The 21,355-nt window shown below is 52.2% G+C and carries 19 protein-coding genes; 12 read left to right on the top strand and 7 right to left on the bottom strand.

Annotated features, from left to right (window positions below; all coding sequences use genetic code 11):
• Positions 1-15 precede the first annotated feature (15 nt).
• Together parC and AB1K62_RS11065 are read left to right on the top strand one after the other, a co-directional pair.
• Entirely contained in the window at positions 16-2,289 is a 2,274-nt protein-coding gene (gene parC / locus AB1K62_RS11070) for a DNA topoisomerase IV subunit A (protein ID WP_367003598.1), read from the top strand.
• Between the two features lie 194 nt (positions 2,290-2,483).
• Positions 2,484-3,602, top strand: coding sequence for a diguanylate cyclase (locus AB1K62_RS11065; RefSeq protein ID WP_367003597.1), 1,119 nt, complete (start codon positions 2,484-2,486; stop codon positions 3,600-3,602).
• A gap of 66 nt (positions 3,603-3,668) precedes the next feature.
• On the opposite strand, the gene AB1K62_RS11060 is transcribed toward AB1K62_RS11065, so the two are convergent.
• The 4 genes from AB1K62_RS11060 to AB1K62_RS11045 form a co-directional block, all read right to left on the bottom strand.
• Positions 3,669-4,880 carry a CCA tRNA nucleotidyltransferase gene (locus AB1K62_RS11060; protein ID WP_367003596.1) on the bottom strand — a complete coding sequence of 404 codons (1,212 nt, stop codon included), beginning with the start codon at positions 4,878-4,880 and terminating at the stop codon, positions 3,669-3,671.
• Entirely contained in the window at positions 4,877-5,428 is a 552-nt protein-coding gene (locus tag AB1K62_RS11055) for a CoA pyrophosphatase (RefSeq protein ID WP_367003595.1), read from the bottom strand. The genes AB1K62_RS11060 and AB1K62_RS11055 overlap by 4 nt, the downstream gene beginning before the upstream one ends.
• 56 nt (positions 5,429-5,484) lie before the next feature.
• Complete coding sequence (locus tag AB1K62_RS11050) at positions 5,485-6,045, bottom strand: DUF1285 domain-containing protein (RefSeq protein WP_367003594.1); 561 nt, start codon at positions 6,043-6,045, stop codon at positions 5,485-5,487.
• A gap of 93 nt (positions 6,046-6,138) precedes the next feature.
• Positions 6,139-6,663, bottom strand: a complete 525-nt coding sequence (locus tag AB1K62_RS11045) for an N-acetyltransferase (protein WP_367003593.1) — start codon at positions 6,661-6,663, stop codon at positions 6,139-6,141.
• A 173-nt stretch (positions 6,664-6,836) separates the two neighbouring features.
• Between AB1K62_RS11045 and AB1K62_RS11040 the strand changes: the two genes are divergently transcribed.
• On the top strand, positions 6,837-7,697 hold the full coding sequence (locus tag AB1K62_RS11040; RefSeq protein ID WP_367003592.1) for a DUF1499 domain-containing protein: 861 nt from the start codon (positions 6,837-6,839) through the stop codon (positions 7,695-7,697).
• A 103-nt stretch (positions 7,698-7,800) separates the two neighbouring features.
• Here AB1K62_RS11040 and AB1K62_RS11035 read toward each other — a convergent pair whose 3' ends face one another.
• A complete protein-coding gene (locus AB1K62_RS11035) occupies positions 7,801-9,006 on the bottom strand; it encodes a PQQ-dependent sugar dehydrogenase (protein WP_367003591.1) in 1,206 nt (401 codons plus the stop codon).
• 156 nt (positions 9,007-9,162) lie between these two features.
• On the opposite strand from AB1K62_RS11035, the gene AB1K62_RS11030 reads away from it, so the two are divergent.
• From AB1K62_RS11030 to AB1K62_RS11015, 4 genes are all read left to right on the top strand, one after another.
• A complete protein-coding gene (locus AB1K62_RS11030; protein ID WP_367003590.1) occupies positions 9,163-10,500 on the top strand; it encodes an isoprenylcysteine carboxylmethyltransferase family protein in 1,338 nt (445 codons plus the stop codon).
• Between the two features lie 69 nt (positions 10,501-10,569).
• Complete coding sequence (locus tag AB1K62_RS11025; RefSeq protein ID WP_367003589.1) at positions 10,570-10,752, top strand: hypothetical protein; 183 nt, start codon at positions 10,570-10,572, stop codon at positions 10,750-10,752.
• A 65-nt stretch (positions 10,753-10,817) separates the two neighbouring features.
• Entirely contained in the window at positions 10,818-11,819 is a 1,002-nt protein-coding gene (locus AB1K62_RS11020) for a beta-eliminating lyase-related protein (RefSeq protein ID WP_367003699.1), read from the top strand.
• Positions 11,816-12,766, top strand: a complete 951-nt coding sequence (locus AB1K62_RS11015; protein WP_367003588.1) for an EamA family transporter — start codon at positions 11,816-11,818, stop codon at positions 12,764-12,766. Before AB1K62_RS11020 ends, AB1K62_RS11015 begins: the two co-directional genes overlap by 4 nt.
• 13 nt (positions 12,767-12,779) lie before the next feature.
• Here the strand turns inward: AB1K62_RS11015 and AB1K62_RS11010 are convergent, their stop codons facing one another.
• A complete protein-coding gene (locus AB1K62_RS11010; RefSeq protein WP_367003587.1) occupies positions 12,780-13,577 on the bottom strand; it encodes an SDR family oxidoreductase in 798 nt (265 codons plus the stop codon).
• 92 nt (positions 13,578-13,669) lie between these two features.
• Between AB1K62_RS11010 and pepN the strand changes: the two genes are divergently transcribed.
• The 3 genes from pepN (at position 13,670) to AB1K62_RS10995 (ending at position 18,568) form a co-directional block, all read left to right on the top strand.
• Positions 13,670-16,282, top strand: a complete 2,613-nt coding sequence (gene pepN / locus AB1K62_RS11005; RefSeq protein WP_367003586.1) for an aminopeptidase N — start codon at positions 13,670-13,672, stop codon at positions 16,280-16,282.
• On the top strand, positions 16,275-17,063 hold the full coding sequence (gene pgeF, locus AB1K62_RS11000) for a peptidoglycan editing factor PgeF (RefSeq protein ID WP_367003585.1): 789 nt from the start codon (positions 16,275-16,277) through the stop codon (positions 17,061-17,063). Before pepN ends, pgeF begins: the two co-directional genes overlap by 8 nt.
• A gap of 146 nt (positions 17,064-17,209) precedes the next feature.
• Entirely contained in the window at positions 17,210-18,568 is a 1,359-nt protein-coding gene (locus AB1K62_RS10995) for a cystathionine gamma-synthase family protein (RefSeq protein WP_367003584.1), read from the top strand.
• A 17-nt stretch (positions 18,569-18,585) separates the two neighbouring features.
• Here AB1K62_RS10995 and AB1K62_RS10990 read toward each other — a convergent pair whose 3' ends face one another.
• Positions 18,586-19,254, bottom strand: coding sequence for an HAD-IB family hydrolase (locus tag AB1K62_RS10990; protein WP_367003583.1), 669 nt, complete (start codon positions 19,252-19,254; stop codon positions 18,586-18,588).
• A gap of 129 nt (positions 19,255-19,383) precedes the next feature.
• Here AB1K62_RS10990 and AB1K62_RS10985 point away from each other — a divergent pair, with 129 nt between their 5' ends.
• Complete coding sequence (locus tag AB1K62_RS10985; RefSeq protein ID WP_367003582.1) at positions 19,384-20,496, top strand: MlaE family lipid ABC transporter permease subunit; 1,113 nt, start codon at positions 19,384-19,386, stop codon at positions 20,494-20,496.
• Entirely contained in the window at positions 20,496-21,317 is an 822-nt protein-coding gene (locus tag AB1K62_RS10980; protein ID WP_367003581.1) for an ABC transporter ATP-binding protein, read from the top strand. Before AB1K62_RS10985 ends, AB1K62_RS10980 begins: the two co-directional genes overlap by 1 nt.
• Positions 21,318-21,355: the final 38 nt, after the last annotated feature.

Genomic DNA, 21,355 nt, shown 5'->3' with positions numbered 1-21,355 from the left:
GCTATCGCTTTTTACATGAATGATGTAACCGATGCGCCTGAATCGGCGCCAGAAGACGAATTTGACTCGATTGTTGACGCGCCCTTTGATGCGGCCCTGTCCGAGCGGTATCTGATCTACGCCATGTCTACGATTACCGCGCGGTCGTTGCCGGATCTGCGTGATGGCCTGAAGCCTGTGCATCGGCGGCTGTTGTGGGCGATGCGATTGTTAAAACTTGACCCTTCACAAGGGTATAAGAAATGCGCGCGCGTTGTGGGTGACGTGATCGGTAAATATCACCCCCATGGTGACCAGTCGGTCTATGACGCTATGGTCCGCCTCGCGCAGAGTTTCGCCATGCGTTACCCCTTGGTCGACGGGCAGGGCAATTTCGGCAATATAGACGGGGATAATGCCGCTGCCTACCGATATACCGAGGCTCGTTTGACCCGCACGGCGATTGAGCTGATGCACGGGCTTGACGAAGGCACGGTAGATTTCAAGCCGACTTATAATGGTGAAGATGAAGAGCCGGAAATCATGCCCGGCCTGTTCCCCAATCTGCTCGCCAACGGGGCTAGCGGTATCGCGGTGGGCATGGCGACCAGTATCCCCTCGCATAATGTGGCAGAGATTATCGACGCGGCGACGCTGTTGATCGACACGCCAAACGCCGAACATGCCGCGATTATGGAGATTATCAAAGGGCCTGATTTTGCCACCGGGGGAACGCTCGTTGATCCCAAATCCGTTATTGATGCCGCCTATGAAAGCGGACGCGGCGCGATGCGTGTTCGGGCCAAGTGGAAAAAGGAAGACGCCGAAGGGCGCGGTGCGTGGCAGATTGTCGTAACCGAAATCCCTTATCAGGTGCAAAAGGGCAAGCTGATCGAGCAGATTGCCCAGATTATAGCAGACAAAAAATTGCCGATACTGGCCGATATTCGCGACGAATCGGATGAACAGATTCGCATCGTTCTGGAACCCAGAACCCGCACAGTTGACCCCGATGACCTGATGAATGCATTATTCCGGATGAGCGATCTGGAAAACCGTTTCTCGTTGAACATGAACGTTCTCGACAAGGACCGCACGCCCAAAGTCATGGGCATCACCGAGGTTCTGCAACATTGGATTGTCCACCAGATCGAAGTGTTGGTGCGCCGTTCGCAGCATCGTATGGACAAGATTGATGCGCGGCTGGAACTGCTTGAAGGCTATATTATTGCCTATCTTAACCTTGATCGGGTGATCGAGATTATCCGTAATAATGACGAGCCTAAACCCATGTTGATAGATGAGTTTAAGCTTACCGACCGTCAGGCCGAAGCAATTCTCAATATGCGTTTGCGTTCGCTTCGCAAACTTGAAGAAATGGAGCTGCGGACCGAGCGGGATACATTGCTAGAAGAACGCGAAGGGCTTGCAAGCCTGATCGAAAGCCCCGCGCGGCAAAAAACGCGGTTGAAAAAAGACCTTGCTGCCATGCGTAAACTTTATGCCGAGGATACCGGAATTGGCAAACGCCGTACGACACTGGTGGAGGCTGCACCGGCGCGTGAAATACCATTGGAAGCGATGATCGAGAAAGAGCCGGTTACGGTGATCATGTCCAAACGCGGCTGGATAAAGGCGATGAAAGGTCATGCAGACCTCAGCGCTTCCGAATCATTCAAGTTCAAGGAAGGTGACGGGCCAAAGTTTGCTTTCCATGCACAAACGACGGACAAGCTGCTCATGTGCTGCGACAACGGGCGTTTCTATACATTGGGCGCGGACAAGCTGCCCGGTGCACGCGGCTTTGGTGAGCCGGTTGGATCGATGGTCGATCTGGATCCAAGCGCCGAGCCGATTGCATTGATGGTTGCGGACATGAAGGGCAAATTACTGATCGCTTCTACCTGGGGCCGTGGTTTCATTACCAATATTGCCGATGTGGTCGCAGAAACCAAAAAAGGGCGTCAAGTCGTGAACTTGAAAGGCGATGCCAAATTGCTGGTTGTGCGCCCTGTGCCCGAAGGCGCGGACCATATTGCAGCGATTGGCGAAAACCGTAAGCTGGTGGTATTTGCACTGTCCGAAATGCCCGAAATGGCCAAAGGGCAGGGCGTGATGCTGCAACGCTATAAAGATGGCGGATTGTCGGACGCGACCGTTTTTAAACTGGAAGAGGGTTTAAGCTGGCCCATGGGCGGTGAAACCGGGCGCACGCGCACTGAAAACGACCTGACCATGTGGCGTGTCGCCCGCGGAGCAGCAGGCCGCTTGCCACCGACGGGTTTCCCCAAAACCGGAAAATTTGATTGACGCAGTGCAGATAGACTCAGCTTATCGACCTGATAAGTTGTTTAAAAAACACGGTTATTACTAAGCTAAGTGCGCTTGCGCCTGTTCTGGGGAAAACGGTCCTCTTTGCGGTTCTGTTTCCGGTTCAATTAACCATTGCCTTAATTGTCAAATCAAAGTGCCGTAACTCTTTCTGATTAGAAAGGCGGATAATAATGGCAACTCAAACTCATTTTCAAGTCGATCGTCCCGTAAAAGACACGTTTAATATTGGCCGATGGTTTCTTGAATCCTTTAATAGGAGGAAGCCTGATCCGGAACCGGAGCCTTTATATAACGACAAGTTAATAGAGATTTCCAATTTTCTGCAATCTGTTCAGCTTGAGCCGACACCGGAAGCTTATAAGCTCGCCTGGGAATATAAATATGGCGCGAGTTTTCAACTTTGTCTGGCCGTAGATGAAATGATCGAGAGACACGGATGTATACCGACCTCATTAGTTAAACAGCTGACCAAAACTTATTTAATTGGTGGCGATTCATCGCAATTGTCCGAGCTGATTACGAACGGCAAGCGCGCTTTGCGAACCGGACATAAAATAATTTCTGATAACCGTAGCGATAATCGTCACTATAGCCGCGCGTTGGAACAGGAAGTCGAGAGTTTTGATCAATTGGAAGGCAATCAAAGCCAGTTGAGGACGTTAATCAGTCTGACAAATGCAATTGTTGAAAAATCTGAAGAAGCTGAAAGACAATTAAAAGACGCCGAAACACAAATTGCTGAAATGCGGAACAAACTGGATGATGCGACACAGAAAGCAGAGACAGATCAGCTGACTGGTTTGCCTAATCGGTGGGCATTTGAAGACCATCTGAAAGATGCACTTTTACGTTCGCAGGAAGCATTCGAGCCTTTGACCGTAGCCTTTATTGATATCGATAATTTCAAATTGATAAACGACAATCACGGCCATGAAGTTGGTGACAGGATTCTTAAGCGCGTGGCAAAATGCCTGGACAGCATGTCTGACAGTAAATGTCATCTCGCACGGCATGGGGGAGAAGAGTTTGTTGTCCTGTTTCTTGATAAAAACGCGCACGAAGTCTTCGAGATTATCGACAATGTAAGAGCGGAACTTTGCGAGCATAATTTCATGAATAGGGAAACGAACAAAGCGATTGGAACGGTAAGTTTTTCCGCAGGGATTGCTTCGCTTGCAGGTGATCGAGATCCCCGGATTATGCTTCGAAGAGCAGATTCCGCTTTATATCTGGCTAAAAGAAACGGTCGTAATCAGGTTGTGATCCATGAAGATGAATTTGTTCATTGATGGCTTTTGAACTTCATCTTTGAAACCAGTCACTCCGCTTGTTACGCAAGCCAGTGTTCCAGTATCTCAATGATGGGATGAAGCCGGTGAAATGGCTTCCTTGGCTAATTGTATCACCCGCTCATAATCGGGAAAGCCTTCGGCAATCCATGCCCTTTCCACCTTGGCCAATGTTTTCGCTACAATCGGGCCGGGCTTTAACCCCATGGAGATGAGGTCGCCGCCGGAAATCGGGAATATCGGCGTTTGCCAGTCTTCCAGCGCCTTCAGGCATGCACAAAGGTCTGTATCAGCCGCGAAATGCAGAGCGATGTCTTGCGCGGTTTCTGGACCATAATGATAAGCGATAGCTTGCATGTCCCTTGCGGACGGATTTTGCTCGCTCAATCGGTCTGCGACAGCGCGCCGAATCTTTTTTGAATATTTTAATCCGGTTACAATCTTGCTCGCTTTGTCCGTAACTTTGGGGAGCAGGGCGATCAGCCGTCTAATGGCGGTGGGAGCAATGTCACAGGCATGTTCGCGTCGGACAAGTCTATCGAGTAATGTAGCGGCATCGTCATCCGCTCCAGCAAAAACATGGTTGAAAATACCGCCTTCCAGCATTTTTCCAACTGCAAACACCGGATTGGATGTGGCGAGCAGCTTCATCAGTTCATCGGCGACCCGTTCGCGTGACAAGGCTTGGATGCTCGCGGCGGCATTCACGCACGCGGCATAAGCGTCTTCGTCCACTTTTTCGTCGGCAAAACGGGCGACAAAGCGGAAGTATCGCATGATCCGTAAATGATCTTCGGCAATCCGTTGCTGTGCTGAGCCAATGAAGCGGATTTGACGGGCTTCCAGATCATCCAGCCCGTCGAAATAATCATAAATTTCCAGTGTTCCCGGGTCAGCAGACAACGCATTGATCGTGAAATCGCGCCGTGCGGCATCCTCTTTCCAATCATCGCTATAAGCCACCGTCGCCCGCCGTCCGTCTGTGGAGACATCACGGCGCAACGTGGTGATTTCTACCGGGCCATCTTCGGTGACAGCGGTAACAGTCCCATGGTCGATGCCAGTAGGAATGACCTTGAACCCGGCTTCTGTAAGTCGCTCCATAACCTCGGCAGGTTTCAAAATTGTCGCAAGATCAACATCTTTTACTGCTACGCCCAGCAAGCTGTCACGCACCGCGCCACCCACAAAACGGATCATGCCGGTCTTGCTATCAAGCGCGGCGACCAGTTTTTGCAGCGATTGCCGCTGATGCCATCGGGCGTCCGGCAGCTTCATGAAAGCCAATCCAGCCGCTTCGACAGATTAACGATAATCCCCGCGGTGATTCCCCAGATGCGTCGATTCTGCCAGTTAATTTCATAATATTCGCGCTCTACCCCGCGCCACTCGGTGACATGGGCATGGTGGTTTTTGGGGTCAAAAATGAAATCAAGCGGCGCTTCAAACCAGTCGTCCACTTCTTCGGGGCACGAAACCAGAGGCAGGTCGGGCGGGATTACGCCGACGATCGGCTGGATGTTATAGCCGCTTCCTGAATGATAGGGGTCGGTTGGGCCGATTACATCAACGAGCGCGGGATCAAGGCTGACTTCCTCTTGTGCTTCGCGCAAGGCCGCATGTGTCGTGTCTTTGTCACCAGGGTCAACTTTGCCGCCGGGAAAAGCGATCTGGCCCGGATGATTACGCATATAATCAGGCCGCTGGACCAGAATCACGCCAGGGTCAGGCCGGTCGGTAATTGCAATCAGCACCGCCGCGCTACGCAGGCTATTCATGTCGGTAATCAAATCACGCTCATCGAGTAAGCTTTGATCCAAATCCATAGCGTGGCCGCTTCGCAGTGCTTGTGAAATTTTTATACTCAGATCAGAAGAATTTGTCATACCGGCTTATCAATCGGGAAAAATGCACCGTTGCTCCAAAGTCCAAAGGGGTCGAGATTATCGGTTAAAGCATATTCGGCGAGTTCGTAATAGACTGGCCGGGACAATCTGGCTTCCAGCCCGCCGCGAACCCGCACATAAGGTTGGGGAGCATCAGCAGGAAAGCGCAACGGGTTTTCTTCTCCCGCGATTACCAGATGATCGGTGTTAAGCCGAAAGGCCATTTTGCGGTCCCTGCCGTTCCCCTCATTTTCCATTTCAACCGCAATAAACGGTGCGTCCTCCACCGAAATATCAAGCTTCTGATAGGGCGTAACCAAAACAAAACCGCCATCGGCTTCTCGTCTTAACAAGGTAGAAAATGCGCGCACCATAGCTGGCCGGTTTATCGGTGAACCTTGATGAAACCAGACACCGTTGGCGTCGATACGCATTTCGCTGTCCCCCGTTTCATTCGGTTCCCACTGATCGACGGGCGGTAATTTTTGCGTTTGAACCATCTCCGCAATTTCGGAAATGGATAGATCGGCAAGTTCGGGCGGCGGTGTGTAAGGCATAATAAATGCCTATTAAGAATAAGCTGACCTGTAAAGTAGCGGCTAAAACGCGCTAACAGGCTAAGGGTGCTCAGGACAGGATATGCGCGCGCTTCATGCTGCTTTATTGGCTTTCCACGGCCCGAGTTTACCTTTTTCAGGTAGCACCACATTCTTTGGCGCGCGTACTAACAGCCGCTCGGGATCCCATGGTCCCGGGAGTGTCCATCCTCCAGTCCGTTCTGGCGAGAAATCAAAGAAACGATCATAATAGGCCGGATCGCCAATCATCACCAATGGCAGGCTTTCATCTTCGTGTAATTCCTTGATCAATGCGGTAAGCAGAGCTTGGCCAATGCCCTGACGCTGACATTCAGGATGAACCGCGACCGGGCCGACCATGATCATCGGGTGTTTCTTGCCCGCATCATCGGTCAATGCCGCTGGCCAACACTGGAGCGAGCCAAGCAATATATTTTCCGCCATATTGACCGCTGCCAGACTTAATCCTTCCAGCATGTCCGTGCCTTCGCGCACTTTATATGCCGTACGCTCGGTGCGCTGCTTGCCAAAGGCAGCGTCGAGCAAGTCTTCGACCAGGGCCGGGTCGATTTCGGCAAGCGGGATGATCGTCGTCAAATTATTGGTCCAGTTCTATGGAGAGGAATCTATCGTCTTGAAAAGGGCATTTAACGCCATTGGCCGACGCTGTCGAGCGCATCAATACACGCAAGGAAGCAGCGCGCACCATGCCGATTGCACTATGATGGCAGTATGTATAAAACATAGCTATATATCGGGGAGTTACGCGCGTGAACAGCCACCAAGAGCAGCCACAACAAAGCGGTCACAAGGCGGATAAAAGCGGAGCGGTGATCAGGAAACTGGCTGTTTTACGTAAAGATCCGAAAGGCTGGATCGTTCTGATTCTGGCCGTGCTTGCAGTTATTGTGTTTTTTACTGCTGCTTTTGGCTCTGGCATCGGTCTGTGGAGCGTGGATAGCGGGCTAGCGATTTTGCCGTGGACGGGAGTGATGGCGCTTGTCGCGCTGAGCCTAGCTGTCATCGGGATTATATGGGACCGGCGCAAGGCACGCAAAACACGTTGGCCACTGTTGGGACTTGGTATCTTCGTTTCGCTTGTTTTTATTGGATATCTGGGGAGCTATATAGTCACAAGAATATCACTGCCCGCGATCCATGACATCACTACAGATCTGGCTGATCCGCCACAATTTTCTGCCTTGAAGTTGCGCTCTGATAATCTGGACAAAATCCCCGGTGCAGATGACAATAAAATGCGCGGTATGAACCCGCGTCAACGCTGGGCAATATTGCATCAACGCGCCTATCCGGACATTCGTTCGGTCCGGCTTAATCAGCCGGTGCCGCAAGTCATCGAAAAAGCAAAACGTCTGGCGGACGATCGCGGATGGGAAGTGGTTCGTGCCGATCCTGTATCCGGCCATTTGGAGGCAACGGCGACCATCTCTTTATTCCGATTCAAGAATGACATCGTCATCCGCGCACGCCCTGCCGAAAACGGAGAGGCCAGCATCATAGATATGCGTTCGGTGTCACGGGTCGGTGTCCATGATTATGGCGTCAACGCAAAACATGTGCGTCAGTTTTTAAGCGACCTTTCCGGCACTACAACGACGGCTTCTCAATAAGATTTCAGGCCGATAAGATTACAGGCCGTTAGGGTTTTTGGGCAATAAAGGTTTCCGGCCAACAGGAACTTCGGATCATGCGCCGCAAAACAGTATATCCGTCTTATCGTTTAGCAGGAGTCAGTTTGATCAGCCGCCCGCCCGGGGCATCTTCCAGCACCCACAGAGCGCCGCCTGGTCCCTGTTCAATTTCGCGGATACGTTGCCCCATGGCGAAGCGCTCGGCTTCTTTCACATTTCCGTCGTCAAACGATACGCGAATAATGGCCTCGCTTGCCAGTCCGCCAATGAAGGCACTGTTTTTCCATGACGGGAAAAGATCGCCGGAATAAAATATCAGGCCGGATGGGGCAATTGTCGGGTCCCACGAGAGTTTTGGTGCAACAAATTCAGGGCGGGTATCATGGTTCGGGATTTCCTTGCCATCATAATGGTTGCCCTCAGAAACAATCGGATAGCCATAATTGGCTCCGCGCTGAACCAGATTTAGCTCGTCACCTGCCTTTGGCCCCATTTCCTGATTCCACAGCCTGCCTTCACTATCAAAGGCTATGCCAAGGATATTGCGGTGTCCCAGTGACCATATTTCCGCAAGCGCATCTTCCTGATCGGCAAATGGATTGTCTTGCGGGATGCTGCCATCGGGCAAAAGACGGATAATTTTTCCCAGATTGCTGGACATATCCTGTGCCGGATCAAATTTCTGGCGATCTCCCGATCCGATAAACAGATATTTGCCGTCCGGCGAAAATGTCATGCGATGCGAGAAATGACCACGACCGGTGACTTTCGGCTTCTGGCTCCAGATGATGTTGATGTTGGAAATTTTCGCTGTGTTTGTCGCGTCATCAGGTTCGCTATCTTTTGAAGGGAGTGGCGGTAAGCTCAAGTCTGCATATGCTACAACTGCTCCTCTTATATCCTTTTCCCCCTCTTCAACCCAGCTGAGGTAAATCCGTCCGCTTGTTTCAAAGTCGGGAGCCAATATGACATCACCAAAACCGCCTTGCCCGCCATAGTCCACTTCTGGAACACCCCCGACCGGTGTTTTCCGGCCTTTTTGATCGACGAGAAGCAATTTGCCCTTTTTCTCTGTAACCAGCATCCGGCCATCAGGCAGGAAGGTCATCGCCCATGGTTCATCAAAACTGGCGACTATAGTTTCCTGAAATGCTTTGCGATCAACCGGGGAAATATCTGCTAAAGCGTGCGCCTCTTCCTCGGTGCCCTGTATGGCCTGAGCATCATTGCCATTATTACAAGCGACAAGGGCAATGGCTAACCCGGCGACGAGTGTATAATTCCTCATTTTTGTTCCCATAACAAATTTATATGTCGATCCAATAAGTTGCCCGTGGACCCTTTTGATGGAAATATAGCGGATAGCATGCAGATTTCCTAGAATATTCGGGTCAAAAATCCCTGCGTTCACGGGTTGCTTACTATTTCCGGTTAAGGCCAATTCATGTTTGCACGCCAATCTGATACCCAAGATCCGCGTTCACAATCCGCGGTTTCCGGCGGCGTGGGAGTGGCAGGTCTAACCGGGTTGATATTGTGGATCATGATCGCCCGGCAATATGCTATGGACGGGCCTTATTCTGCTCTGGCGGCCTGTCTCGCCTGCGCGGTGCCAATGGTGATCTGGTCGCTGCTCTATGATAAAGTCCATCTGCGTGCTTCTACCGGTATAGATTGGCATAATCCCAAGCCGTTAAAACAGACATTTGATACCAGCGTCGCCAAGCTGGCCGGTTTGTGGATTACATGGGCGATTATTGCTGCCATTTATTGCGTTGGCCGCTGGTATTGGACAGGGCAATATCAATTTTCAATGACCGTGATGAAGGCTGTCGCCCCGTTTCTCCTTGGTTTGTCTGTGCCCTATGTGATGTGGATGGACCGGCGAATTGTCGAGCCGCGTGACGGTGCCTGGCATTTCGGGCAGTTCGTTATCGCCATGGGGCACAGGAATTTGGTCCGTGCTTATGAGCCGGAGCAAATCTATCACCACTTACGCGCATGGGGGGTGAAAGGCTTTTTCCTCGCGTTCATGATTTCCATTTTGCCCGGCGGGTTTGGCGAGCTTATCCGGCTTGATATAGCGCAGATCATCGACGATCCGGTTGCCATCGCCCGCTGGTTAATCATAGCGATGTTTGTTGTCGATGTGCAGTTTGCCACGGTCGGTTATCTGCTTACCATGAAGCCGCTAGACTCGCATATCCGGACGGCCAATCCTTATCTTGCCGGATGGGTCGCAGCTTTAATCTGTTATCCGCCCTTCATCCTCATGGACGGTCCGCTTGATTATCATGTCAACACGGCTGACTGGGCTTATTGGTTTGCAGGGCATCAGACTATTCTGACTATTTGGGGAGGCATGCTGGTCATACTTACCGCGGTCTATGCTTGGTCGACGGTTGCTTTTGGTTTGCGTTTTTCCAACCTTACACATCGTGGTATTCTGACCCACGGTCCTTACCGGTTTACCAAGCACCCCGCCTATGTCGCCAAAAACATCTATTGGTGGCTTGCAACGCTACCCTTTCTGGCGACATCGAATAGCCTGACCGATATGGTGCGTAATACAGTGATTATGGCGGTGGTCAGCGGTGTTTATTTTTGGCGGGCAAAGACTGAGGAAAAGCATCTGCTTAGTGATCCCGCTTATAAGCAATATGCCGAGTGGATGGACCGCAACGCCCCGATTCCGCGCGCAATAAACTGGCTAAAGGTAAAAATTGGCTGGTGGCCACCTGTGGGGGCAGGCAAGGGGCAGGAAATACAGCCTGCCGAGTGATATGCGGCTGATCATTGATCGACGCTATATTATTGGCAATATTTCCCAAGACTGTGATAAAGGCGGGTTATGGGAAAAGAACATTTTGAGCGCCACAAGCAACCATGGACCAGTGAAGAAATCCAGAAGCTGCATGGCTTTGCCAAAAAGGGTATGACCCTGAAGGCCATAGCAAAAGCTCTTACCCGCAGTGAGGAATCAGTCAAAGCGCGCGCCAAGGCCGATAAGTTAAAGATCGCCAAGAAGCGCTAGCCACGCGATACTCTATCGCAATCATAATCTTGACGTAACGGCTGGTTCGCATCATGGCACGTGGCATGCGATTTTTCTCCGATAATGCAGCATCTGTGCATCCGAAGGTGATGGATGCCTTGGCACAGGCTAACGAGCAAGACACTGCCTATGATGGAGATGCCCTTAGCGCGCGGTTGAACGGAGCGTTTTCAGACATCTTTGAAACGGAAGTTGAAACGATGTGGGTGGCGACCGGCACAGCGGCCAATTCTTTGGCTCTGGCAGCATTATGCCAGCCGTATCAAGGTGTGATCTGCCACGAAGAAGCGCATATCGAACAGGATGAAGCGGGCGCGCCGGGTTTTTATACCGGCGGAGCGAAGCTGATGCTGGTAGGGGGCGAAGGTGCCAAAGTTTCCGCGCAGACGGTAAATGACTATTGCGCCGCGATCCGCGATGATGTGCATCAGGTGCAGCCCGCCGCCGTGTCGATCACCAATGCGACGGAATACGGGCTGGTTTACAGACCGGATGAGGTTGCGGCAGTTGCGGAAACCTGCACAGCGCGCGGACTGGGCTTGCACATGGATGGCGCCCGCTTTGCCAATGCGGTGGCAATGCTGGGCTGTCACCCTGCCGAAGTAACATGGAAGGCAGGCGTCGATGTGCTGAGCTTTGGCTTTGTCAAAAATGGCGGAATGAGCGCGGAGGCGCTGGTATTTTTTGACAAGGATCTGGCCCGTGATTCCCATTACCGCCGCAAGCGTGCCGGGCATTTACAGTCGAAGGGCCGCTATCTCGCGGCGCAGTTACTCGCGATGCTGGACGGTGATCTGTGGCTTGAAAATGCGCGCGCTGCCAATGCAGGGGCGCAGATGATCGCGCAGGCCGCCAGAAAGCGGCTGCTATATCCGGTCGAAGCCAATGAGGTTTTTATTAGACTATCAGCCAGCGAAGCCGAAACACTGCGCCGTGCAGGATTTGATTTTTATGACTGGGGAGAGGGGCAGGCCCGACTGGTGACCAGCTGGAACCAGAGCGCGGCGGATATTCAGCCCTTAGCTACAGCGATTGCGGCTTTATGACCGCGCAAGAGGGCGACACCGCCGTTCAGGAGCCAAGCCTGCTATCACCGCGCATATTGCTTCCGTTTCTGCTCATATCACTGGTATGGGGTTCAACTTGGCTGGTGATAAAAGACCAGATTTCCGACGTTCCGCCAAGCTGGTCCGTAAGCTATCGGTTCATTGTGGCAGCGGTAGCGATGTTTCTATTGGTGGCGTTCAAACGGCTGCCTTTCCGGCTGGGTCGCGCTGGTCAGTTTTGGGCTATGCTGATCGGTATAGCGCAATTTTCATTCAACTTTCACTTTGTCTATAACGCTGAGCTTTACATTACATCCGGGCTGGTTGCGGTTCTATTTGCTTTGTTGATGGTCCCCAATGCGGTGCTGGGAAGAATATTTTTGGGGCAGCGGATAAAGGGTACATTTCTGGCTGGCTCAGCAATAGCCGCGACAGGGATAGCGCTGTTATTATGGCATGAATATAAATCCTCTCCGGCAACCATTACCGACGTGATATTGGGTATGACGCTGACCATTTGCGGGATATTATCGGCTTCTAGCGCCAATGTGATGCAGGCATTGCCCAGATTAAGTTCCTACCCGATTTTCACGTTGCTCGCCTGGTCGATGTTCTGGGGCTCGCTATTCAATATATCGTTATCATGGATTATGGCCGGTCCACCGGTAATGGAAATGCGGGCAGGCTATATCGCCGGGATTTTCTATCTCGCCATTGTCGGGTCAGTGATTACATTCCCGCTATATTTCGCACTGCTGAGAGAAATCGGAGCAGGAAAGGCCGCTTATGCCAGTGTTTTGGTGCCGGTCGTCGCAATGATATTGTCGACCCTGTTTGAAGGTTATACTTGGACTGCTTTACCCGTTGCGGGGGCATTATTGGCGATTACAGGGTTGATCGTGGCACTGCGTGCCCGCAAGCCGAAAATGCCAAGAGTGGTCGCTTGACGACGCATCGCGCTTATTCCGCCAGACTTGCCAATCCCGCCTTATAATCCGGATATTGCGGCTGCCAATCCAGCAACCTTTTCGCCTTACCATTGGCAACCCGGCGGTTTTCTTCGTAAAAACCCATGGCGGCATCAGACAGTTGCGCTTCTTCTAATGACAGTAGCGGCAGTGGCTCCATACCGATGAGCTGTGCGGCATGGGCAATAACTTCCTGCTGCGGCGCGGGCAGGTCGTCGGAGATATTATAGACTCCCGCCGGCCCATCAAAAGAAGCGATGATAGCGGCCACAATATCATCGACATATATGCGGCTGAATATTTGGCCCGGAACGTCAATCCTCTTTGCCTTACCCTGCCTGACGCGGGTGATCGGGCTGCGACCCGGCCCGTAAATACCGGGCAGACGCAGCACGCTGACCTTATCGCGTAGCACTTGCCATTTGCGATCGGCTTCGCTGCGTGCCTTTCGCCGGCCAGAGCCAATGGGCGCGCTTTCATCGACCCATGCGCCAGCGACATCGCCGTAAACCCCTGTGGATGACAGATAGCCGGTCCATTCCAGCGTCGCAGCCTTGATCGCTGCGCCATATTTTTCAAGCACGGGATCGCCATCACGGGACGGCGGGACGGTGGATAATATATGTGTGGCCTTATCCAATGCGTTCAGGACGGCTGTTTCATCATTAAAGTCTATGGCCCCGTCGTCTGCGTCGCGTTTTGTGCCAGTGATTTGCCAACCCTCGGCGCGCAGATGTGTCGCCAGGCGGGTTGCGGTGTAACCCAGACCAAAGATCAGCATGTTAGGCATGGCTTAATTCCTGAATAACGAAAGGGTGAACACAATCACCAGAAGCATAATCACAATTGCACGGCGGGCCAATGGCCCTTATGTCGAGAGCTATGCTAGATATTCAAAAAACTGATGCGGCCCAACCCGCACTCGCCCCCGCTATCATCCGCTGCGAAGATTACCGGCCACCGGCATGGTTCATTCCGGCCATCGCGCTCGATTTCCAATTGGGGCTGGAACACACGGTTGTGCGCTCGACATTGGACGTGCGTCGTTCAAAATCCGCGAAAAGACAAGAACCGCTCATATTGGACGGGGATGGATTGCTCCCTGTTTCGGTAAAGGTAGATGGCGCTGCACGCCTTGATTGGCAGTTGGTGGACGGCAACCTGCAATTACCGCTCGACGGCGCTGCACATGAGGTGGAAATTACAGTTGAGCTGGACCCGTCCACCAATACCCAGCTTATGGGGCTTTATGCTTCGCAAGGCATGTTGTGCACACAGTGCGAGTCAGAGGGATTTCGCCGGATCACATTTTTCCCGGACCGGCCGGATATTTTAAGCCGTTATTCGGTGCGGATGGAGGGAGATAAGGAAACATTCCCTATTCTGCTGTGCAATGGTGACAAAGTGGCGGAAGGAGATGGCGAAAATGGCCGTCATTGGGCGCAGTGGAATGACCCATGGCCAAAGCCCAGCTATTTATTCGCGCTAGTGGCGGGTGATCTGGTCGCCAACACAGATAGTTTTACGACACGATCAGGAAAGATGGTCGAATTGAATATCTGGGTCCGGGACGGTGATTTGCCGCGCACCGGCCATGCGATGAAGGCGCTGAAAGATTCTATGCGCTGGGACGAGGAAACCTATGGCCGCGAATATGATCTGGGACTGTTCAACATTGTCGCAGTGAGTGATTTCAATATGGGCGCGATGGAAAATAAAGGACTTAATATCTTTAATTCCCGCTACATATTGGCAGACCCCGAAGTGGCAACCGATGCTGATTATGACGGGATCGAGGGCGTCGTGGCGCATGAATATTTTCACAATTGGTCCGGCAACCGTGTCACTTGCCGCGACTGGTTCCAGCTTAGCCTGAAAGAAGGTTTTACCGTTTACCGTGACCAAAGCTTTTCGGCGGACATGGGTTCGGCGGCGCTGAAACGGATTGAGGATGTCCGCATCTTACGCGCCGCGCAATTCCCCGAAGATTCAGGACCGCTGGCGCATCCGATCCGCCCTGAAAGCTATCAGGAAATATCCAATTTCTACACCGCGACCATTTATAACAAGGGCGCGGAAGTCATCCGGATGATGGCGACTTTGCTAGGTCCAGAGCGGTTTCGTAAAGGCACGGACTTGTATTTTGACCGCCACGATGGAGAGGCAGCAACCTGCGAAGATTTTGTCGTGGCTATGGAAGATGGCGGCGATATTGACTTGAAACAGTTTCGTAGCTGGTATGAAACAGCGGGAACGCCGCGCGTGTCGGCCAAGCTTAGTCATGATCCGCAAACAAGCACAGCCACGCTGGATCTGAAACAGACTTTGTCAGCAGGCGGAGCGCCGCCAGCTGCTTCGGACATGGTCATCCCTCTAAAAATCGCATTGCTTGATCCGGAAACCGGAGCGCACTCGGGCGAAAAGCTGATAACGCTGGATCAGGCGGAGCAAAGCTTTACTTTTGAGGGCTATAAAGAGCGTCCGGTCCTGTCGATCAATCGCGGGTTTTCTGCGCCAATCATTCTTGAAAGTAGCCGCACAGCAGAGGAGTTGGCGTTTCTTTCCTCTCATGACGACGATCCGTTTGCGCGGTTCGAGGCTATGCAGCAACTCATGACCAGCTATCTGGTCGCGCAGATTACGGGGGCGCCCGCAGATCGTGACATTATTTTGCAAGCCGTCGGTGCGGTCTTGGCGGACGAAACTATTGATCGTGCATTTCTGGCAGAACTGGTCCAGCTTCCCAGCGAAGCATTTTTGGCAGACCAGATGGCAGAGGTCGACCCACAAGCAATTCATGATGCGCGCGAAAAATTACGCGGCAAAATAGGTGTGCAGTTTGAACGGAAATTCCGTCGCCTTTACAAACAATGCGAACCGGGTGAATTTTCTCTGGATGCTCCGGCTCGCGCTGACCGCAAGCTGCGGAATGTTGCACTATCCTATATCGCTGCATCGCAAGTTGAGGATGCGGCAGAACTGGCTTTTGATCAATTTCGCAACGCTAACAACATGACCGCGATGCAAGGGGCGCTGACTGTTTTGTCTCATATGGAAGCAAAACAGCGGACATGGGCATTTGAAGATTTCTTCAAACAGTTCAAGGATAATGCGCTGGTGCTGGATAAATGGTTCACTTTGCAGGCGCTGTCACAGCGCTCAGACACTGTAAAGCGGGTAGAAAGGTTGGCAAAACATCCGTCTTTTACCCTCGCCAATCCCAACCGCGTGCGTGCGCTATATGCCGGATTTACCAGCAACCCTGTGCGGTTCCATGATCCGTCAGGCCAGGGGTATCAGATGCTTGCCGATATGATCATCGCGCTGGACGGGCAAAATCCGCAAACTGCTGCGCGGTTCATTCCGCCGCTGGGCCGTTGGCGCCGGTATGAACAGGGCCGGTCGCAATTGATGCGGCAGGCACTGGAGAAGATTGCGGCCACACCCGAACTATCAAAAGATGTATCCGAGCAAGTGAGCAGAAGCCTTGCCTGATGAATGCTCTTTGGCTGTGGAAGTTACAACATCACCGCTTTTGGAAGGCGTACCTCACGGATTTCTGGGCCGAGCGGGCGGGCTTTCCACGGGCATTTATGCAGGACTAAACGTTGGTCTGGGCAGCGATGACGAGCATGATATAATTTTGGAAAACCGCCATCGCGCCAAAGCGGCGGTGCTACCTGACAGCCAACTGTTGACTGTGCATCAGGTGCATAGCGCCGATGTTGTGACGGTTGGCAAAGGTTTTGCGATTGATGCTGATACAGAACGCCCCCATGCCGATGCAATGGTAACGGACCGACCGGGATACTTGCTCGGTATATTGACCGCTGATTGTGTGCCGGTCTTGTTTTATGACCCTGTCGCGCAGGTTATTGGCGCCGCTCATGCCGGATGGAAGGGGGCGCTTGGCGGTGTGACGGACAATATAATCACGGCGATGGAAAAGCTCGGCGCAGTCCGGGAAAATATTATGTGCGCTATCGGTCCGTGCATCGCGCAAGGCAGCTATGAAGTTGATGTGGGATTCCGGCAGCATTTTGTGACAGATGATCCTGTTAACGAGCGGTTTTTTGAAGCGGGGCGACCCGATCATTTTCATTTCGATATCGAAGCCTATGTCGTGCATCTTTTAACCATAGCAGGAATTAAGAAAATCGACGCGCTTGGCCTCGACACTTATACAAATGAGGACCGCTATTACAGCTACCGCCGTTCTTGCCATCGCGGAGAAGCAGGCTATGGGCGGCAAATCTCACTGATCGGATTACGGTGATAGCAATATTATCTGCTTTACCCGACAAGAGATGCGGCTAGTCTGCTTGATATTATATTCTGGCGGCATTGATATGGTTTCATTTGAAATCAACCATATTTTGCGGCATGGGATTCATAAGATAATCGATGGTGGAGATAGAAGAAATGGCCGATCAAAACGACGATCAGTATGACACTCAGGATGATGCTACCGAAGATCTTGGCGTAGCGGTCACACCGCGCCATGTACCCAAAGCACCGATCGAAAAAATTGGCGGACGCAAATTGAAACCGGCCACTTTGATGATGGGCCATGGTTATGATCCGGCTCTGTCAGAAGGCTCGCTCAAGCCGCCGATTTTTTTGACTTCCACCTTTGCCTTTGAAAATGCAGCAGCTGGCAAGCGGCATTTTGAGGGTATTACCGGCAAACGGCCCGGCGGAGCAGACGGGCTGGTCTATTCGCGCTTTAATGGTCCCAATCAGGAAATATTTGAAGACCGGCTTGGCGTTTGGGATGAAGCAGAGGATGCGCTGGTATTTTCAAGCGGCATGTCGGCTATTGCAACGGTGCTGCTTGCCAATGTTAATCAGGGCGATGTCGTGGTGCACAGTGGCCCTCTTTATGCGGCAACCGAAACGCTGATCAGCAAAGTTTTGGGCCGGTTTGGCGTGACCTATCTGGACTTTCCGGCAGGGGCGTCTCCGGACAAGGTAGCCGAGGTGCTGGAACAAGCCAAGGCGCAAGCGGCCAAAAATGGAGGTAAGGTTGCGATAATCTATCTTGAAAGTCCGGCTAATCCGACCAATGCGTTAGTGGATATTGAAGGAGTGGCCGCAGCCCGTGATCAGGTTTTCGACACTGACGATGCCCCCCCAATCGCGATTGATAATACGTTTCTTGGCCCTCTATGGCAGAAACCGTTAAAGCATGGCGCGGATATAGTGATTTACAGCCTGACCAAATATGTCGGCGGACATAGCGACCTTGTCGCTGGTGGCGTATTGGGCTCCAAAGCCTCCATGGACCCGGTCCGTGCAATCCGTAACACCATCGGAACAATATGCGATCCCAATACCGCATGGATGCTAATGCGGAGTCTGGAAACACTGGAGTTGCGTATGACTCGTGCTGGTGAAAATGCCGAGAAAATCTGCGCTTTTCTGCGTGACCATCCCAAGGTTGAAGGGCTTGGTTATCTTGGTTTTATTTCCGATGAGTACCAAAAGGATATTTATAATCGCCATTGCAGCGGTGCCGGATCGACATTCTCGCTGTTCATAAAGGGCGGAGAGGCGGAGGGTTTTGCGTTTCTCGATGCCTTGAAAATTGCCAAGCTGGCGGTCAGTTTGGGCGGAACCGAAACCTTGGCGAGCCTTCCTGCCGCAATGACACATTTATCCGTCTCTGATGAGCGTCGGGCAGCTTTGGGTATTACCGATAATCTGGTGCGGATTTCCATTGGGGTCGAGGATGCGGATGATCTGATCTCTGATTTTGAGCAGGCTTTGGAAGCTGTCTGAGGGAGAGGCGGAGTTTTTTAATTCCAGTCCAATATTTTCCATCCCCGCTTTTTGGCAAGTAAGCGCATCGGTCCGCTGGGCGTGGTGGCAATGGGTTCGTCGGCATATTCCAACATCGGTGCGTCACTGATGTGATCGGAATAAGCGCGGATATAGACAGCCTCACGCTCTAGACCCTGTTCGTTCAGGAAAGCCTTGATACGGTCGAGCTTGGCTTCATCATAGCAGTTCTCGCCGACAATTTCTGGCAATACGCGCCCCTGATCAATTTTCAGCCGGGTTGCGATTACTGCATCAAATCCCAGCCGCGCAGCTATGGCATTGACGTAAAGCTCATAGGACGCGGTTGCGAGGACTAACTTCCTACCTTCTGCCCGGTCGGCTTCGACCTGCTTAATAGCTTTGGGATAGCTGTTCATCTCCATCACTTTATCCGCATAGCTTTCGATATGGGGCATCATTTTGGCGAGCTTGGGTCTGCTACCCAGCAAAAGCCGCTGGTTATAGGTTTTCAGGCTTTTTCGGCTGATGAGCTTCAGTCCATAACCAATGAACCCAAACGGCAGCAGCGGCAAGAATATCAACCGCCATGGCGCGCGCGCAAATAGCATATGGAACAGAAACGGAGTATAAGTGCCGCGCACGGTGATCGTCCGGTCCATGTCATAGATTGCTATTTTTGTCATCGCGTTCCTTTATCAATTTTTTGCGCCATAATAGAAATATCTGAATAAACGGTCCTGAATAAATCGCCACTTACTAAATGATGCTCATAATTGCTTGAGCTTTCAGTGATTTTACGTCACCACTAGGGAATGACAGTGGAGAGCGATTTTGTCGAGGAGGTGACAGGGGATGGCGAATATATTCTTCGCTTTTCCGGCGATCTGTCCATTGCCGCGATAGGTGACCTGCCTGAACGTCTGCACGACTATGGCGCGGATATTCATCGGCTGGACCTGTCTGATACGGGATATATTGATACGGTCGGAGCGTGGCTGATCCATCGCACGGCCCGCGACACCGGCGCAGAAATTGTCGGTGCGGATCAAGAGGCGGAGCGTCTGATCACAGCAGTGAGTGGCGCTGATCAGGATGCAGATGTCCGTCCTATGCCACCAAATCCCGTTCTGCGTGTGTTGAACGAAGTTGGGGAAGCGACGACAACGGCGCTTTCAACCTTGGCTGGCTTGATCGGTTTTTTCGGCGCTATTTTGATTTCGGCTGGTTCATTGCTGCGTCATCCCAGCCGAATCCGTTGGCATGCCGTGATTCAGCGTTTTGATGTCGTAGGCGTGCGGGCGCTTGGCATAATCGGATTGATGAGCTTTCTTATCGGTATGGTTATTGCCCAGCAAGGTGCAGTGCAGCTTAGGCAATTTGGAGCGGAAGTGTTCACCGTTAATCTTGTCGGGCGACTGACATTTCGGGAACTGGGCATCTTGATGACTGCGATCATGGTCGCTGGCCGGTCCGGTTCTGCTTTTGCCGCACAGATTGGCACGATGAAGCTGACCGAAGAAATTGATGCCATGCGTACTATTGGCGTGTCACCGGTGGAAGCATTGGTGCTGCCCCGCTTTCTGGCGGCTGTTTTAATGCTGCCTCTGCTTGGCTTTTATTCATCGATAGTCGCCATTATTGGTGGCGGCCTGTTAAGCTGGTTGGAATTGGGCATTCCGCCGGCAACGTTTTTTGCCCGGATCAGGGAAGTTGTTCCGATTACCGATATTTATGTCGGTCTTGTAAAAGCGCCAGTGTTCGGGGCGATCATCGCAATTAGCGGCTGTTATCAAGGAATGCAGGTTAAAGGTAATGCTGAAGAAGTTGGTAAGCGTACGACGGCTGCGGTTGTACAAGCGATTTTTCTGGTTATCGTTCTGGATGCATTTTTTGCCATGTTCTTTAGCTGGATCGGGTGGAATTGATGGCAGATGATGACTCTGTGACCATGAAGACCGGCTATGACGGACCGGTGATCCGTGTCAAAGGGCTACGCAACAGTTTCGGTCCGCAGGTGGTGCACGAGAATCTTGATCTGGATGTCCGAAAGGGAGAGATTCTGGGCGTCGTCGGCGGGTCGGGGACTGGAAAGTCCGTCCTTATGCGTTCGATCATCGGGCTGCAAATACCTGATGAAGGCGAGATTGATGTATTTGGCGAGCCCTTGCTCGGTCGTTCGGAAGCCGAAACTCTGGATGTACGCAAACGCTGGGGCGTATTATTTCAGGGCGGCGCGCTGTTTTCCACTTTGACAGTGGCAGAAAATGTCATGGTCCCGATCCGCGAATATTATCCGCAGATGGATCGTGAGTTTCGCCGTGAGGTTGCGAGATACAAAGTCGCTCTATCCGGTTTGCCACCAGAAGCATCCCCTAAATATCCGGCTGAACTATCGGGCGGGATGCGAAAACGTGCAGGTATAGCCCGTGCTTTAGCGCTTGATCCGGAATTATTGTTTCTGGATGAGCCGACTGCCGGGCTTGATCCGGTAGGCGCGGCCGCAGTTGATAGTCTGACACTGGAATTACAACAGACTCTAGGGTTGACTGTTTTCCTCATCACCCATGATCTCGACACCCTGCATACTATTTGCGATCGCGTGGCTGTATTGGCGGAAAAACGCGTGATTGCGGTGGGGACAATAGAGGAGCTCCTGGCGCTCGATCATCCGTGGATACAGGAGTATTTTAACGGGCCACGGGGTCGCGTCGCAGCTCATGCAGCGGAAAAACAGGCGCGGAGATAGAGAGATGTTGCAGGTACGGCGACGGCTGGTCATAAAGG

The sequence above is a fragment of the Parasphingorhabdus sp. JC815 genome (assembly GCF_040717415.1).
In the GTDB taxonomy this organism is placed as follows: Bacteria; Pseudomonadota; Alphaproteobacteria; order Sphingomonadales; family Sphingomonadaceae; genus Parasphingorhabdus.
Note: the sequence above shows the minus strand (reverse complement) of the source record. Positions and strands in the feature narration are given on the sequence as shown.

Coding starts and splice junctions, on each gene's coding strand:
- AB1K62_RS11010 (WP_367003587.1), bottom strand. CDS start 13,577: ATGCCTAACATGCTGATCTTTGGTCTGGGTTACACCGCAACCCGCCTG.
- AB1K62_RS10985 (WP_367003582.1), top strand. CDS start 19,384: ATGACAGTGGAGAGCGATTTTGTCGAGGAGGTGACAGGGGATGGCGAA.
- AB1K62_RS11065 (WP_367003597.1), top strand. CDS start 2,484: ATGGCAACTCAAACTCATTTTCAAGTCGATCGTCCCGTAAAAGACACG.
- AB1K62_RS11020 (WP_367003699.1), top strand. CDS start 10,818: ATGCGATTTTTCTCCGATAATGCAGCATCTGTGCATCCGAAGGTGATG.
- pepN (WP_367003586.1), top strand. CDS start 13,670: ATGCTAGATATTCAAAAAACTGATGCGGCCCAACCCGCACTCGCCCCC.
- AB1K62_RS11015 (WP_367003588.1), top strand. CDS start 11,816: ATGACCGCGCAAGAGGGCGACACCGCCGTTCAGGAGCCAAGCCTGCTA.
- AB1K62_RS10980 (WP_367003581.1), top strand. CDS start 20,496: ATGGCAGATGATGACTCTGTGACCATGAAGACCGGCTATGACGGACCG.
- AB1K62_RS11060 (WP_367003596.1), bottom strand. CDS start 4,880: ATGAAGCTGCCGGACGCCCGATGGCATCAGCGGCAATCGCTGCAAAAA.
- AB1K62_RS11025 (WP_367003589.1), top strand. CDS start 10,570: ATGGGAAAAGAACATTTTGAGCGCCACAAGCAACCATGGACCAGTGAA.
- AB1K62_RS11055 (WP_367003595.1), bottom strand. CDS start 5,428: ATGGATTTGGATCAAAGCTTACTCGATGAGCGTGATTTGATTACCGAC.
- AB1K62_RS11035 (WP_367003591.1), bottom strand. CDS start 9,006: ATGAGGAATTATACACTCGTCGCCGGGTTAGCCATTGCCCTTGTCGCT.
- AB1K62_RS10995 (WP_367003584.1), top strand. CDS start 17,210: ATGGCCGATCAAAACGACGATCAGTATGACACTCAGGATGATGCTACC.
- parC (WP_367003598.1), top strand. CDS start 16: ATGAATGATGTAACCGATGCGCCTGAATCGGCGCCAGAAGACGAATTT.
- AB1K62_RS11030 (WP_367003590.1), top strand. CDS start 9,163: ATGTTTGCACGCCAATCTGATACCCAAGATCCGCGTTCACAATCCGCG.
- AB1K62_RS10990 (WP_367003583.1), bottom strand. CDS start 19,254: ATGACAAAAATAGCAATCTATGACATGGACCGGACGATCACCGTGCGC.
- AB1K62_RS11050 (WP_367003594.1), bottom strand. CDS start 6,045: ATGCCTTACACACCGCCGCCCGAACTTGCCGATCTATCCATTTCCGAA.